At 55.9% G+C, this 12,282-nt stretch carries 13 protein-coding genes; 7 read left to right on the top strand and 6 right to left on the bottom strand.

Going from position 1 to position 12,282, the window contains the following annotated elements; genetic code table 11:
- Positions 1-59: 59 nt before the first annotated feature.
- A complete protein-coding gene (locus L383_RS04785) occupies positions 60-1,400 on the top strand; it encodes an MFS transporter (RefSeq protein WP_023331734.1) in 1,341 nt (446 codons plus the stop codon).
- 45 nt (positions 1,401-1,445) lie between these two features.
- Positions 1,446-1,919: a tRNA (uridine(34)/cytosine(34)/5-carboxymethylaminomethyluridine(34)-2'-O)-methyltransferase TrmL gene (gene trmL / locus L383_RS04790; RefSeq protein ID WP_014882010.1), complete on the top strand. Its 474-nt coding sequence runs from the start codon at positions 1,446-1,448 to the stop codon at positions 1,917-1,919.
- Here the strand turns inward: trmL and cysE are convergent.
- The 5 genes from cysE to L383_RS04815 all read right to left on the bottom strand — a co-directional run bounded on the left by cysE (position 1,916) and on the right by L383_RS04815 (position 5,026).
- A complete protein-coding gene (gene cysE / locus L383_RS04795) occupies positions 1,916-2,737 on the bottom strand; it encodes a serine O-acetyltransferase (protein WP_008502718.1) in 822 nt (273 codons plus the stop codon). The two genes, trmL and cysE, sit on opposite strands and share 4 nt — an antisense overlap.
- Before the next feature lie 75 nt (positions 2,738-2,812).
- Entirely contained in the window at positions 2,813-3,832 is a 1,020-nt protein-coding gene (gpsA, locus tag L383_RS04800; RefSeq protein WP_023331733.1) for an NAD(P)H-dependent glycerol-3-phosphate dehydrogenase, read from the bottom strand.
- A complete protein-coding gene (gene secB / locus L383_RS04805; protein WP_008502716.1) occupies positions 3,832-4,299 on the bottom strand; it encodes a protein-export chaperone SecB in 468 nt (155 codons plus the stop codon). Before secB ends, gpsA begins: the two co-directional genes overlap by 1 nt.
- 32 nt (positions 4,300-4,331) lie before the next feature.
- Entirely contained in the window at positions 4,332-4,583 is a 252-nt protein-coding gene (grxC, locus tag L383_RS04810; protein ID WP_014882008.1) for a glutaredoxin 3, read from the bottom strand.
- An 11-nt stretch (positions 4,584-4,594) separates the two neighbouring features.
- On the bottom strand, positions 4,595-5,026 hold the full coding sequence (locus tag L383_RS04815) for a rhodanese-like domain-containing protein (RefSeq protein ID WP_014882007.1): 432 nt from the start codon (positions 5,024-5,026) through the stop codon (positions 4,595-4,597).
- A gap of 246 nt (positions 5,027-5,272) precedes the next feature.
- Here L383_RS04815 and gpmM point away from each other — a divergent pair, with 246 nt between their 5' ends.
- Genes gpmM through L383_RS04840 form a run of 5 tightly spaced genes read left to right on the top strand, consistent with a single transcriptional unit; the run spans position 5,273 to position 11,220 of the window.
- Positions 5,273-6,817 (top strand): 2,3-bisphosphoglycerate-independent phosphoglycerate mutase, encoded by a 1,545-nt coding sequence (gene gpmM, locus L383_RS04820; protein WP_014882006.1) that lies wholly within the window; start codon positions 5,273-5,275, stop codon positions 6,815-6,817.
- A 33-nt stretch (positions 6,818-6,850) separates the two neighbouring features.
- Positions 6,851-8,110, top strand: a complete 1,260-nt coding sequence (gene envC / locus L383_RS04825; protein ID WP_230278613.1) for a murein hydrolase activator EnvC — start codon at positions 6,851-6,853, stop codon at positions 8,108-8,110.
- A gap of 3 nt (positions 8,111-8,113) precedes the next feature.
- Complete coding sequence (locus tag L383_RS04830) at positions 8,114-9,064, top strand: divergent polysaccharide deacetylase family protein (protein ID WP_032629642.1); 951 nt, start codon at positions 8,114-8,116, stop codon at positions 9,062-9,064.
- A 20-nt stretch (positions 9,065-9,084) separates the two neighbouring features.
- Complete coding sequence (locus L383_RS04835) at positions 9,085-10,290, top strand: glycosyltransferase (protein ID WP_023331731.1); 1,206 nt, start codon at positions 9,085-9,087, stop codon at positions 10,288-10,290.
- Between the two features lie 15 nt (positions 10,291-10,305).
- The gene (locus tag L383_RS04840) at positions 10,306-11,220 is read left to right on the top strand and encodes a hypothetical protein (RefSeq protein ID WP_023331730.1); all 915 of its coding nucleotides are present in this window, start codon (positions 10,306-10,308) and stop codon (positions 11,218-11,220) included.
- Between the two features lie 27 nt (positions 11,221-11,247).
- Here the strand turns inward: L383_RS04840 and tdh are convergent, their stop codons facing one another.
- The gene (gene tdh, locus L383_RS04845) at positions 11,248-12,276 is read right to left on the bottom strand and encodes an L-threonine 3-dehydrogenase (RefSeq protein WP_014882001.1); all 1,029 of its coding nucleotides are present in this window, start codon (positions 12,274-12,276) and stop codon (positions 11,248-11,250) included.
- Positions 12,277-12,282 lie beyond the last annotated feature (6 nt).

The raw sequence follows: 12,282 nt of genomic DNA, 5'->3' as shown, positions 1-12,282 counted from the left end.
AATTGTATAGACAAGCAAATACAAGAACACAAAAACAACATCACATCGGAGAGGAGCATATGACGTATTCAGGCAAGGTGGATATTCAGCAGGTGATCGATGAGAGTCCCTTTTCAGGGTTTCACTGGCTTCTTATCGTACTGGGCTTTCTGGTTCTGGCGATCGATGGATTTGATACCGCGGCAATGGGTTACATCGCCCCTACGCTATCGGCAGAATGGGGGATACATAAACAGGATCTGGGGCCGGTGCTGAGCGCAGCCCTGCTGGGCTTGTCGCTGGGTGCCCTCATTGCAGGCCCGGTATCGGACAAGATGGGGCGCAAGCGCGTGCTGGTCTTCTCCTGCCTGTTCTTCGGCCTTGCAAGCCTGGGCACGGCCTGGGCGCAAACTCTGAACACGCTGACGCTGTGGCGGTTTCTGACGGGCCTTGGGCTGGGCGCCGCGATGCCTAACGCCATCACGCTGATTTCCGAGTTCGCCCCCCAGCGCTGCCGCGCCATGGCGATTAATACCATGTACTGCGGCTTCCCACTGGGTGCCGCAGGGGGTGGTGCGATCTCTTCGTGGCTTATTCCCCACCATGGCTGGCGAAGCGTGCTGCTGACGGGTGCAATTGCGCCGCTGATTTTGACGCTGCTGCTGGCGCTGTTCTTGCCGGAGTCGGTGAAGTTTCTGGTGCAGCGCGGGAAGGACGTCATGCAGATCCGCCGTATCGCCAGCCGGTTCAGCCGCAATACCCTGGAGAGCGTTACCGGCTTTTTCCTGGCCGAGGAAAAAGTCGCTTCTGAGAAAGGGAGCGTGGCGCAGCTCTTCTCCATGCCCTGGCTGCCCGGCACACTGATGCTGTGGGTCACCTACTTTATGGGGCTGGTGATTTACTACGTCCTGCTGAGCTGGATGCCGACCCTGATGCAGGGGATGGGCTATGCGCTGGCGGAATCCGCCTGGCTCACCTCGCTGTTCACCTTCGGCGGTACCGCAGGCATTCTGCTCGCGGGCTGGATGATGGATCGCTGGGAGGCACACAAAGTGGTCGCGGGTGGCTTTGTGCTGACAATGGGTCTCATTCTGTTACTGGGCATTGAGCATAATCATATCGCCCTGTTTGGCGGGTTGATTTTCCTGATGGGGATCGCGATGAACGGGGCGCAATCGGGCATGCAAACCCTGGCAGCGACTTTTTACCCAACAGAGTGCCGCGCAACGGGTATTGCCTGGATGCAGGGGATCGGCCGCTTTGGCGGCGTGGCGGGAACCATGACCAGCGCTCAGCTGCTTTCCCTGCAGTGGCAGGCGGACAGTATTTTGATGATCCTCAGCGTGCCTGCCCTGGTCGCCGCAGCGGCAACGTGCTACAAAATGCTGCGTTGCCGTGCGCAGGAACCTGGCGTCGCGTAATTCCTCACTTTTCTGCTATTCTGCCCCCGCAATTAAGGGGGCAGCATGCTTAACATCGTTTTATTCGAACCAGAAATTCCGCCGAATACCGGCAATATCATCCGCCTGTGTGCCAACACCGGCTTTCGTCTGCACATCATTGAGCCGATGGGCTTTACGTGGGACGACAAGCGTCTGCGTCGCGCGGGGCTGGATTACCATGAATTTACTGCCGTCGTGCGCCATCATGATTACGCCGCGTTTCTGGAAAGCGAAAAGCCGCAGCGCATGTTCGCCCTGACCACCAAAGGCACGCCAGCGCACAGCGCCGTGAGCTATCAGGACGGTGACTATCTGATGTTTGGCCCGGAAACCCGCGGCCTGCCAGCCACGATTCTGGATGCCCTGCCCGCTGAGCAGAAAATCCGAATTCCGATGATGCCGGACAGCCGCAGCATGAACCTGTCGAACGCAGTGTCGGTGGTGGTGTATGAAGCATGGCGCCAGCTGGGGTACCCGGGCGCCATTCTCAGAAGTTAAATGCCGTCACCATACTCAAACGTATGGTGGATACCGTTGAAGTGCTGATCCATATCCATGGACGGCTTATCGCTGTCTGGTTTGCCGACGATACGCGCCGGTACGCCAGCCGCGGTGGTGTGCGGCGGAACCGGCTGGAGCACAACCGACCCTGCACCAATCTTCGCGCCGCGTCCGACTTCGATATTGCCGAGGATTTTGGCACCCGCGCCAATCATCACCCCTTCACGAATTTTCGGATGGCGATCGCCGCTGGTTTTACCGGTACCGCCAAGGGTAACCGACTGCAGGATCGAAACGTCGTCTTCAATCACCGCCGTCTCACCCACAACAATGCCGGTGGCGTGGTCGAGCATAATTCCACGGCCAATTTTCGCTGCCGGGTGAATATCGACCTGGAAGGTCACGGAGACCTGATTTTGCAGGAAGATTGCCAGCGCGCGGCGGCCTTCATTCCATAGCCAGTGGCCGATGCGATACGCCTGCAGGGCGTGGAAGCCTTTCAGGTATAGCAGAGGCGTAGAGTATTTATCTACCGCCGGGTCACGCGTACGCACGGCCTGAATATCACAGGCGGCAGAGGCGATCATTTCCGGGTCAGCGGCGTATGCCTCCTCCACCACTTCGCGGATGGCGATAGCAGGCATAATCGAGGAGGCCAGCTTGTTGGCGAGCATGTAGCTGAGAGCACTGCCAAGGTTTTCGTGTTTGAGTAGCGTAGCGTGGTAAAAACTGGCCAGCATAGGCTCACAGTCGGCCAGCGCCCGGGCTTCGGCTTTAATATTGTTCCAGACGATATCCAGTTCTTCACACGGCATTGCTTACTCCAGACGATAAGTTAATGACCAGCCAGTTCTGCGCTGGCTGGGTCATTCAGGTGACAACGGTTCCGACTACTTACTGCTGCGCTCGTCCTTGCGCGCACGACCTAATAAGGTCAATGCTGCCTCGCGCGCATTTTTTCCGCAATACAATACCTGATAAATTTCCTCGGTTATTGGCATTTCGACACCAAACCGGTGCGCCAATTCGCGGACTTCTTTGGTATTGCGGTAGCCTTCCACCACCTGTCCAATCTTCTCCTGCGCGCTTTTTACATCGCTGCCCTGTCCGAGCATCATGCCAAAGCGGCGGTTACGAGACTGGTTGTCGGTACAGGTCAGCACCAGATCGCCCAGACCCGCCATCCCCATAAAGGTGGCCGGATCGGCGCCCAGCGCCTCGCCAAGACGGGACATCTCGGTTAAGCCGCGGGTAATCAACGCCGTACGGGCGTTGGCGCCAAAGCCAATACCGTCAGACATCCCGGCACCGATAGCAATCACGTTCTTCACCGCACCGCCCAGCTGGACACCGATAAAATCAGGGTTGCTGTAGACGCGGAAACTCTTGCCACAGTGCAGCAGATGCTGGAGATCGTCGGCGAAAGCCTGGTCAGTCGATGCCAGCGAGATCGCCGTCGGCAGGCCAGCAGCCAGCTCTTTGGCAAAGGTTGGACCGGAGATGACCGCCAGCGGGTTCGCATCACCCAGCGCTTCGCGGGCAACGTCCTGCAGCAGGCGTCCGGTTTCCGCTTCAAGACCTTTGGTTGCCCAGACAATACGGGCATCCGGGCGCATCAGCGGCTTAATCTGACGCAGCACTTCGCCAAACACATGGCTCGGGACGACAATCAGAATGTTGCGGCTGGCCGCCAGCGCGGTCGCAAGATCGCTTTCCAGGTGCAGGGAGTCAGGGAACGGAACGTCCGGGAGAAACGCCACATTGCAACGGTCGTGCTGCAGCGTGGCGATATGTTTTGGATCGTGGCCCCACAGGACCACGTCGTGACCATTTCTTGCCAGCGTGATGGCAAGAGCGGTGCCGTATGAGCCGGCACCGATCACAGTCATTGAAGCATTAACAGTGCTCATCAGGCATCCTGATGTTGTTCAGCACCTTCGCCAGCTTGCTGCTGCAGATAGTTCATGAACAGCGCATCAAAGTTAACTGGCGCAAGGTTCAGTTGCGGGAATGTACCGCGAGAAACCAGGCTGGTGATGCATTCGCGCGCATACGGGAACAGGATGTTCGGGCAGTATGCACCCAGGCAATGCGCCATCTGGTTGCCTTCGATGCCGCCGATGGAGAAGATGCCGCCCTGCTGTACTTCACACAGGAACGCGGTTTCTTCGCCCAGAGAGGCGGTCACGGTCACACGCAGTACAACTTCATACACGTCATCTGCCAGTTGGGTAGATGCGGTATCCAGATCAAGTTTAACCTCTGGCTGCCAGTCTTTCTGGAAAACGTGCGGCGCATTTGGCGCTTCAAAAGAGACATCTTTCGTGTAGATGCGCTGGATCTGGAAAATCATTTCATTATTGCTTTGTTCTGACATGGAAAAACCCTTTTTAATTGTCCTAAAGTCTCTTAGCTCAGCAGCGGATCGAGTCCACCACGGGCGTCGAGCGCATACAAGTCATCACAGCCGCCAATGTGCTGCGCATCAATAAAAATCTGCGGAACCGTCGTACGACCACTACGTTGGATCATCTCTTCACGTTTAACCGCGTCACCGTCGATCGGCAGTTCCTTGAACGTGACGCCTTTGCTGTTCAGCAGCGCTTTCGCACGGTGGCAGAACGGGCACGTCGCTTTGGTGTAGATCTCAATATTGGCCATGACTGAACTCCTTATTTACCGCGAACCAAAGGAAGATTTTCCCCGCTCCAGCCGGAGATCCCTTCTTTCAGTACCGTTACATTTTCGAAGCCCGCTTTATAAAGCGCGCTGGCAGATTCTTGCGCCTGCATGCCGGTTGCATCAACAACGATAATTGGCTGGGCTTTGTGTTTTTCAAGCTCACCCACGTTGTTCGCTTTGATTTCAGCTGGCAACAGGTTGATTGCGCCTGCAATGTGACCTTTACGGAAATCGTCACGCTGACGCAGATCGACAACGACGGCATCTTCTTTGTTGATCAGACGCGTCGCTTCACCACGGGTGATAACCTTAATCTTAGACGTCAGGCTCTTAAATGTGGTGAACAGCACAGCAGCCAGCAGGCCAATCCACGCGATGCTCAGAACCGGATGGCGGCTAACGAATTGCATAATTTCTTGCATGGAGGGTAACTACTCCCGACTAAGTGATAAAAAAACCAGGACAGGAGTATACCTGTGCGTTCTGGCAAATACAGCCAGCGACCCTAACCTAATCCATTTTCTGCGGCATGCCACCTAAAAAAATGCCTCAAAATGGTCCGGTCAGCGCCTTGCCCCTGCGCTTTCTTTGATCTTCTGCGGCTATTTGATCGATTCAGCTGTAGTAAAATTACGCAAATTTTGACTCTTGAGCATGAGGTTGTTGCAATGTCGGTTTCTAAAAAACCTATGGTACTGGTGATTCTGGATGGCTATGGCTACCGTGAAGACAGCCAGGATAACGCTATTTTCAGCGCAAAAACCCCGGTGATGGATGCGCTGTGGGCGAAACGTCCCCATACCCTGATCGACGCATCCGGTCTGGAAGTCGGTCTGCCTGACCGCCAGATGGGCAACTCCGAAGTCGGTCACGTTAACCTGGGCGCGGGCCGTATCGTCTATCAGGACCTGACCCGTCTGGATGTCGAAATCAAAGAACGCACCTTCTTCGCGAACCCGGTTCTTTGCGGCGCGGTAGATAAAGCCGTTGCGGCAGGTAAAGCCGTTCACATCATGGGCTTGCTCTCCGCGGGCGGTGTACACAGCCACGAAGATCACATCATGGCGATGGTTGAACTGGCCGCCGAGCGCGGTGCAGAAAAAATCTATCTGCACGCCTTCCTGGATGGTCGCGATACGCCACCACGCAGCGCAAAAGGCTCTCTGCAAGCCTTCGAAGAGAAATTTGCCGCACTGGGCAAAGGCCGCGTCGCCTCCATCATTGGTCGTTACTACGCCATGGACCGCGACAACCGCTGGGATCGCGTTGAACAGGCCTATGACCTGATGACCCTGGCAAAAGGTGAGTTCCAGTTCACGACGGCCGTTGAAGCCCTGGAAGCCGCATACGCACGTGATGAAAACGATGAATTCGTGAAAGCGACCGTGATTCGTGCTGAAGGCCAGCCCGATGCCGCCATGGAAGATGGCGATGCGCTGATCTTCATGAACTTCCGCGCTGACCGCGCGCGTGAAATCACCCGTGCTTTCGTCAACAGCGACTTCGACGGTTTTGCCCGTAAGAAAGTGGTAAACCTCGACTTCATCCAGCTGACCGAATACGCGGCAGACATCAAAGCCCCATGCGCGTATCCACCAGCCTCGCTGGCTAATACCTTCGGCGAGTGGATGGCGAAGAATGACAAAACGCAGCTGCGTATTTCCGAAACCGAAAAATATGCGCACGTGACCTTCTTCTTTAACGGCGGCGTGGAAGAGCCGTTCAAAGGTGAAGAGCGCATTCTGATCAACTCACCGAAAGTCGCGACTTACGATCTGCAGCCAGAGATGAGCTCTGCTGAGCTGACTGAAAAACTGGTCGCGGCCATCAAGAGCCGCAAGTACGACACCATCATCTGTAACTACCCGAATGGCGACATGGTCGGTCATACCGGCGTGATGGAAGCCGCCGTGAAAGCGGTTGAAGCACTGGATCACTGCGTTGAGCAGGTTGCAAAAGCGGTTGAGTCCGTAGGCGGTCAGTTGCTGATCACCGCTGACCACGGTAACGCGGAACAGATGCGCGACCCGGCAACGGGCCAGGCGCATACCGCTCACACCAACCTGCCTGTTCCGCTGATTTATGTCGGTGATAAATCACTGAAAGCAGTGGAAGGCGGCAAGCTTTCTGACATCGCGCCAACCATGTTGTCGCTGATGGGTATGCCGATCCCTGAAGAGATGACTGGTAAGCCGCTGTTCATCGTGGAATAATCCCTCCCCATGAGGGGAAAGGCGATTTTTTCAATCACATGGGTCGTGAAGCCGCTTAGGTTATCAGTCAGACCCCTGCTTTGCGCCAGCGCACTCAGCGCTGGCGTATTGCTGTGCGCCGCATCCGCCCACGCGGACGATCGCGACCAGTTGAAATCCATTCAGGCGGATATCGCCGCTAAAGAGCGTGCGGTACGCCAGCAACAACAGCAACGCTCCGCCCTGCTCGCCCAGCTTAAGCAGCAGGAAGAAGCTATTTCGGCCGCAGCCCGTAAGCTCCGTGAAACGCAAGATACCCTCGCTCAGTTGAATAAACAGATCGACGAGATGAACGCGTCGATTGCCAAACTGGAGCGCCAGCGTGATGCACAGGAGCGCAACCTTGCCGCACAGCTTGATGCCGCTTTCCGACAGGGTGAACACACCGGTCTTCAGTTGATCCTCAGCGGTGAAGAGAGCCAGCGCGGTCAGCGTCTGCAGGCCTACTTCGGTTATCTGAACCAGGCGCGTCAGGAGACCATTGCGCAGTTGAAACAGACGCGTGAAGAGGTCTCCACCCAAAAAGCTGAGCTTGAAGAGAAGCAGAGTCAGCAGCAGACGTTGCTCTACGAACAAAAAGCGCAGCAGGCGAAACTTGAGCAGGCCCGTAACGAGCGCAAGAAAACCCTTTCCGGTCTTGAGTCCTCCATTCAGCAAGGTCAGAGCCAGCTGAGTGAAATGCGTGCCAACGAATCAAAACTGCGTAACAGTATCGCCCGTGCCGAAGCCGCGGCGAAAGCGCGTGCCGAAAAAGAGGCCCGCGAGGCACAGGCTGTCCGCGACAAGCAGCAGGAAGCCTCCCGCAAAGGTACCACCTACAAGCCAAGCGAAAGCGAACGTTCCCTGATGTCGCGTACCGGCGGTCTGGGTTCCCCACGCGGTCAGGCCTACTGGCCCGTTCGCGGTACACTTCTGCATCGTTATGGCGAACAGCTGCAGGGTGAGCTACGTTGGAAAGGGATCGTTATCGGTGCGTCTGAAGGTAGTGAAGTGAAAGCCATTGCCGATGGACGAGTGATTCTGGCCGACTGGCTGCAGGGTTACGGTCTTGTGGTAGTGGTTGAGCACGGTAAAGGCGACATGAGTCTTTACGGCTACAATCAGAGCGCACTGGTCAGCGTTGGCACACAGGTGCGCGCAGGCCAACCCATCGCCCTTGTGGGCAGCAGTGGCGGTCAGGGCCGCCCGTCACTCTATTTCGAAATTCGTCGTCAGGGTCAGGCGGTCAATCCACAGCCGTGGTTGGGAAGATAAGTTTTGCTTCAATTTCGTCGAATGGTTCTCTCCGTCGTCAGCGCGCTGGCGCTGGCTGCACCGGTATACGCAGGTAAACTCGCGATTGTGATTGATGACTTCGGTTATCGTCCGCACTATGAAAATCAGGTGCTGGCGATGCCGCCAGCCATCTCTGTCGCCGTCCTTCCGAATGCGCCTCACGCCCGTGAGATGGCGACCAAAGCCCACAACAGCGGACATCAGGTCCTCATCCATCTGCCGATGGCACCGCTCAGTAAACAGCCGCTGGAAAAAGATACGCTTCGTCCGGATATGAGCAGCGATGAGATCGAGCGCATCATCCGTGACGCTTACAACAACGTGCCGTATGCCGTTGGCCTGAACAACCATATGGGTAGCGCGATGACCTCCAGCCTGTACGGCATGCTAAAAGTGATGCAGGCGCTGGAACGCTACAACCTCTACTTCCTCGACAGCATGACCATCGGCAATAGCCAGGCGATGCGTGCCGCTCAGGGAACGGGAGTGAAGGTGATCAAGCGCAAGGTGTTCCTGGATGATACTCAGAACGAGGCCGACATTCGCGTGCAGCTCAATCGCGCCGTGCAGCTCGCCCGACGTAATGGTTCAGCCATTGCCATCGGCCACCCGCATCCTTCTACGGTGCGCGTTTTACAACAGATGTTGCCGACCTTGCCTCCAGATATCACACTGGTACGTCCGAGCGATCTGCTCAATGAGCCGCAGGTCGATACGTCTCGCCCGGGTAGCGCACAACCACCCGCAACGCAGCCGCGTAACCCGTTCCGTGGCGTGAAGAATTGCAAGCTGAAACAACCGCCTGAACCGGTGCATGCAACCCGCTTCTTCGCGGTCATCAGCGAAAGCGTGAGCCAGAGTACGCTGGTGCAATACTTCCAGCACCAGTGGCAGGGATGGGGTAAGAAAGTATCAGTGAGCCATTCTCAGTGACAGGCGATTAAGGTAGAAAAATGCCGCAGCGACACAAAATTCTGCTCCTCGATACCGGTAAAGAATGGGGAGGAGGCACCAACAGTATGCTCGAACTTCTGAAGCGTATTAACCGCGAAAAGTTCGATATTACCTGTTGTTTTTACAGTGACTACAGCCGGGCCGAAGGGCAAACCATCGGCCAGGTGCTGAACAGTATTGGCATTCCCTTAATTGTCATCCCTCAACATAAGCAGCCCGCATGGGCGAAGATTGCCAAAGAATTGGGACGTAGCCTGCTGTTTTTCTCCCGCAGCGCCCGGAAGGCATTTACACGTCATGTTGATACGCTCTGGCGTATTCGACCCAACGTTAGCAAAATCGAGACGATTTTCAGGGATGGCGGTTTCGATACGCTTTATATGAACAACCAGCCGGGCTCTAACGAAGAGGGTTATCTGGCAGGTGCAAACGTGCATGCGCGGATAATCCAGCACTGTCGAATTGAACCTGTTTTGACCCCGCCGCTGGTGAAGCTGGTGAATACCCATGCCACAAAAATCATCGCCGTCTCACATGGCGTAGAACGCGTGTTAGTTCAGCATGGGGTCCGACCCGAGCTGTGTACGACGGTCAACAATGCCATCGACATCCATCAGCCTTTACCCGACCGACGCGCGATGCGTAATCGCCTGAACATTGATGACGACACGTTCGTGTTCGGCAGCATTGGCTCATTAATCCCTCGCAAAGCCAACCACCACACGCTGGAAGCGCTGGCACAGTTCAACCAGAAACATCCCGAGGCGAGGTGGAAGATGGTGCTGGTCGGTGAGGGGGCTGAACGCGGTGCGTTGGCGGCACAAGCTGATGCGCTGGGTATTGCTGAGCATGTGATTTTCACCGGTTTCCAGAACACGCCTTTTGACTACCTCGCGACCTTTGACGCGTTTATTCTGGCCTCGCAGAGCGAAGGCTTGCCCCGCGTCGTGCTGGAAGCGATGCTGCTGAATATCCCCGTCATTGGCTCAAAGGTGACCGGCACGGCAGAATTGATCGATCATGCATCGACCGGGCTGCTTTTCCCGTGGAGCGATGTGTCGCAACTTGCTCAACACCTGGATAATATCTGGCAGGATCCCGATCTGCGCACCCGGCTCGCCGCCGCTGCGCATCAGAATGTCTGCAACGTGTATGCCATTGAAAGCTATGTTAACGGTGTCGAGGCCGTTCTTGGCGCGCAATAACCAAACGAGAAGAACATGTTTAAATTCCTGAATGCTCGCTACCGCCACATCACCGGGCGACATAACATTCCCTACGCTTCCCTTCCGGTCACGCGCGATCTCGTGGCGGTTGACTCTATCGTGATCCCTTGCACCGGTGCGGATTTCGTCGAAGAGGCGTTATTGTCCGCGACCTTTGCAGAGCGATATGCCACCGACGTCAGCGAGATTGTGATTGTCAGCGATCAACCAGAATCCGCGTTTGGCAATCTGCCGCCGAAAACCCGCATAGTGACCCTCGACCTGCCAAAACGTGAAGAAGGTTATCGCTACAAGCAGATCTACCTTAGCCGCCTGGTGAAGCTTAACGCCCCGCTGCAGGCGCGCGGTGAAGGCGTATTGATGATCGATTCCGATCTCAACCTCCTGAAGATGCCAGAAATCAACATGGCCGAGATGCACATCTACTCCAGCTTCCGCCAGGGCAAAATGATTGCCAAGCTGGACGGCGCGCCAGCAGAGAAAGTCCCGGCGTATTATAAAGAGACGGTGCGCCCGTATCTGGTTGATCATGTTAACGGTGCGTTTCTTGCAGCCACTAAAAAGACCTGGCGCCGTATCTGCCCGCTGTGGCTCACGCTGTTCCAGGATACCTGGGAACTGATGGAAGACACGCAACCGCCGACGGATCAGCTGCCGCTCGCCGCGCTACTGGACATGCTGGATTTAAAAACGGTTAACCTGGGCGACTGGATGAACTGGCCGGTGTCCAAGAAGATTGGCGGACAGGAAGCCGTTGTGCCGAAAGAGGTGATTGGTGCGCACGGTGGTTTTCCGCTCTCAGAATGGCAAAAGTATCTTGAATCACCTGAAAACAAACTGTTGTTCAAAGGTCAGGACTATACCCGCAAGGTGCGTTACCTGACGGACGAAGAGAAAAAAAAACAGTAAAAAAAGGGGCCGCTGGCCCCTTTTTGATTACTTATCCCAGCTCAGGATCACTTTCCCAGACTGGCCTGAACGCATCGCGTCAAAGCCTTTCTGGAACTCATCAACTGAGAAGCGGTGAGTAATAATCGGGGACAGATCCAGACCAGACTGAATTAATGCCGCCATCTTGTACCAGGTTTCGAACATCTCACGGCCATAAATGCCTTTGATGAACAGCCCCTTGAAGATGACCTTGTTCCAGTCGATAGACATATCTGACGGCGGAATACCCAACATCGCGATACGGCCACCGTGATTCATGGTGTCGAGCATGGTGCGGAACGCCGGTGGCGCACCGGACATCTCCAGACCTACGTCAAAGCCTTCGGTCATGCCCAGCTCTTCCATCACGTCGGTCAGACTCTCTTTGGAAACATCCACCGCGCGGGTGACGCCCATTTTACGCGCCAGCGACAGACGGTATTCGTTCACGTCGGTGATCACCACGTTACGCGCGCCCACATGCTTCGCCACGGCTGCCGCCATAATGCCAATGGGGCCCGCGCCAGACACCAGCACATCCTCACCCACCAGGTCGAAGGAGAGTGCCGTGTGTACCGCGTTACCGAACGGGTCAAAGATGGAGGCCAGATCGTCAGAGATATTGTCCGGGATTTTGAACGCGTTAAACGCCGGGATCACCAGGTATTCCGCGAAGCAGCCCGGGCGGTTTACGCCCACGCCAATGGTATTACGGCACAGGTGCGTACGCCCGCCGCGGCAGTTGCGGCAGTGGCCGCAGGTGATATGGCCTTCACCGGAGACGCGGTCGCCAATCTGGAAGCCTTTGACTTCCTGACCAATGCCAACCACTTCACCCACATATTCGTGACCGACAACCATCGGGACCGGAATGGTTTTCTGTGACCACTGATCCCAGTTGTAGATGTGAACGTCAGTACCGCAGATGGCGGTTTTACGAATTTTGATCAGCAGATCGTTATGACCGACTTCCGGCTCCGGCACGTCGGTCATCCAAATCCCTTCTTCCGCTTTCAGTTTGGATAACGCTTTCATCACACG

Source organism: Enterobacter sp. MGH 37 (assembly GCF_000534515.1).
Lineage (GTDB): Bacteria > Pseudomonadota > Gammaproteobacteria > Enterobacterales > Enterobacteriaceae > Enterobacter > Enterobacter kobei.
This window is presented reverse-complemented; position numbering and strand designations above follow the sequence as displayed.

Bases quoted from the DNA above. Each gene is read 5' to 3' on its own strand.
- L383_RS04785 (WP_023331734.1), top strand. From the start codon at position 60: ATGACGTATTCAGGCAAGGTGGATATTCAGCAGGTGATCGATGAGAGT.
- trmL (WP_014882010.1), top strand. From the start codon at position 1,446: ATGCTTAACATCGTTTTATTCGAACCAGAAATTCCGCCGAATACCGGC.
- cysE (WP_008502718.1), bottom strand. From the start codon at position 2,737: ATGCCGTGTGAAGAACTGGATATCGTCTGGAACAATATTAAAGCCGAA.
- gpsA (WP_023331733.1), bottom strand. From the start codon at position 3,832: ATGAGCACTGTTAATGCTTCAATGACTGTGATCGGTGCCGGCTCATAC.
- secB (WP_008502716.1), bottom strand. From the start codon at position 4,299: ATGTCAGAACAAAGCAATAATGAAATGATTTTCCAGATCCAGCGCATC.
- grxC (WP_014882008.1), bottom strand. From the start codon at position 4,583: ATGGCCAATATTGAGATCTACACCAAAGCGACGTGCCCGTTCTGCCAC.
- L383_RS04815 (WP_014882007.1), bottom strand. From the start codon at position 5,026: ATGCAAGAAATTATGCAATTCGTTAGCCGCCATCCGGTTCTGAGCATC.
- gpmM (WP_014882006.1), top strand. From the start codon at position 5,273: ATGTCGGTTTCTAAAAAACCTATGGTACTGGTGATTCTGGATGGCTAT.
- L383_RS04835 (WP_023331731.1), top strand. From the start codon at position 9,085: ATGCCGCAGCGACACAAAATTCTGCTCCTCGATACCGGTAAAGAATGG.
- L383_RS04840 (WP_023331730.1), top strand. From the start codon at position 10,306: ATGTTTAAATTCCTGAATGCTCGCTACCGCCACATCACCGGGCGACAT.
- tdh (WP_014882001.1), bottom strand. From the start codon at position 12,276: ATGAAAGCGTTATCCAAACTGAAAGCGGAAGAAGGGATTTGGATGACC.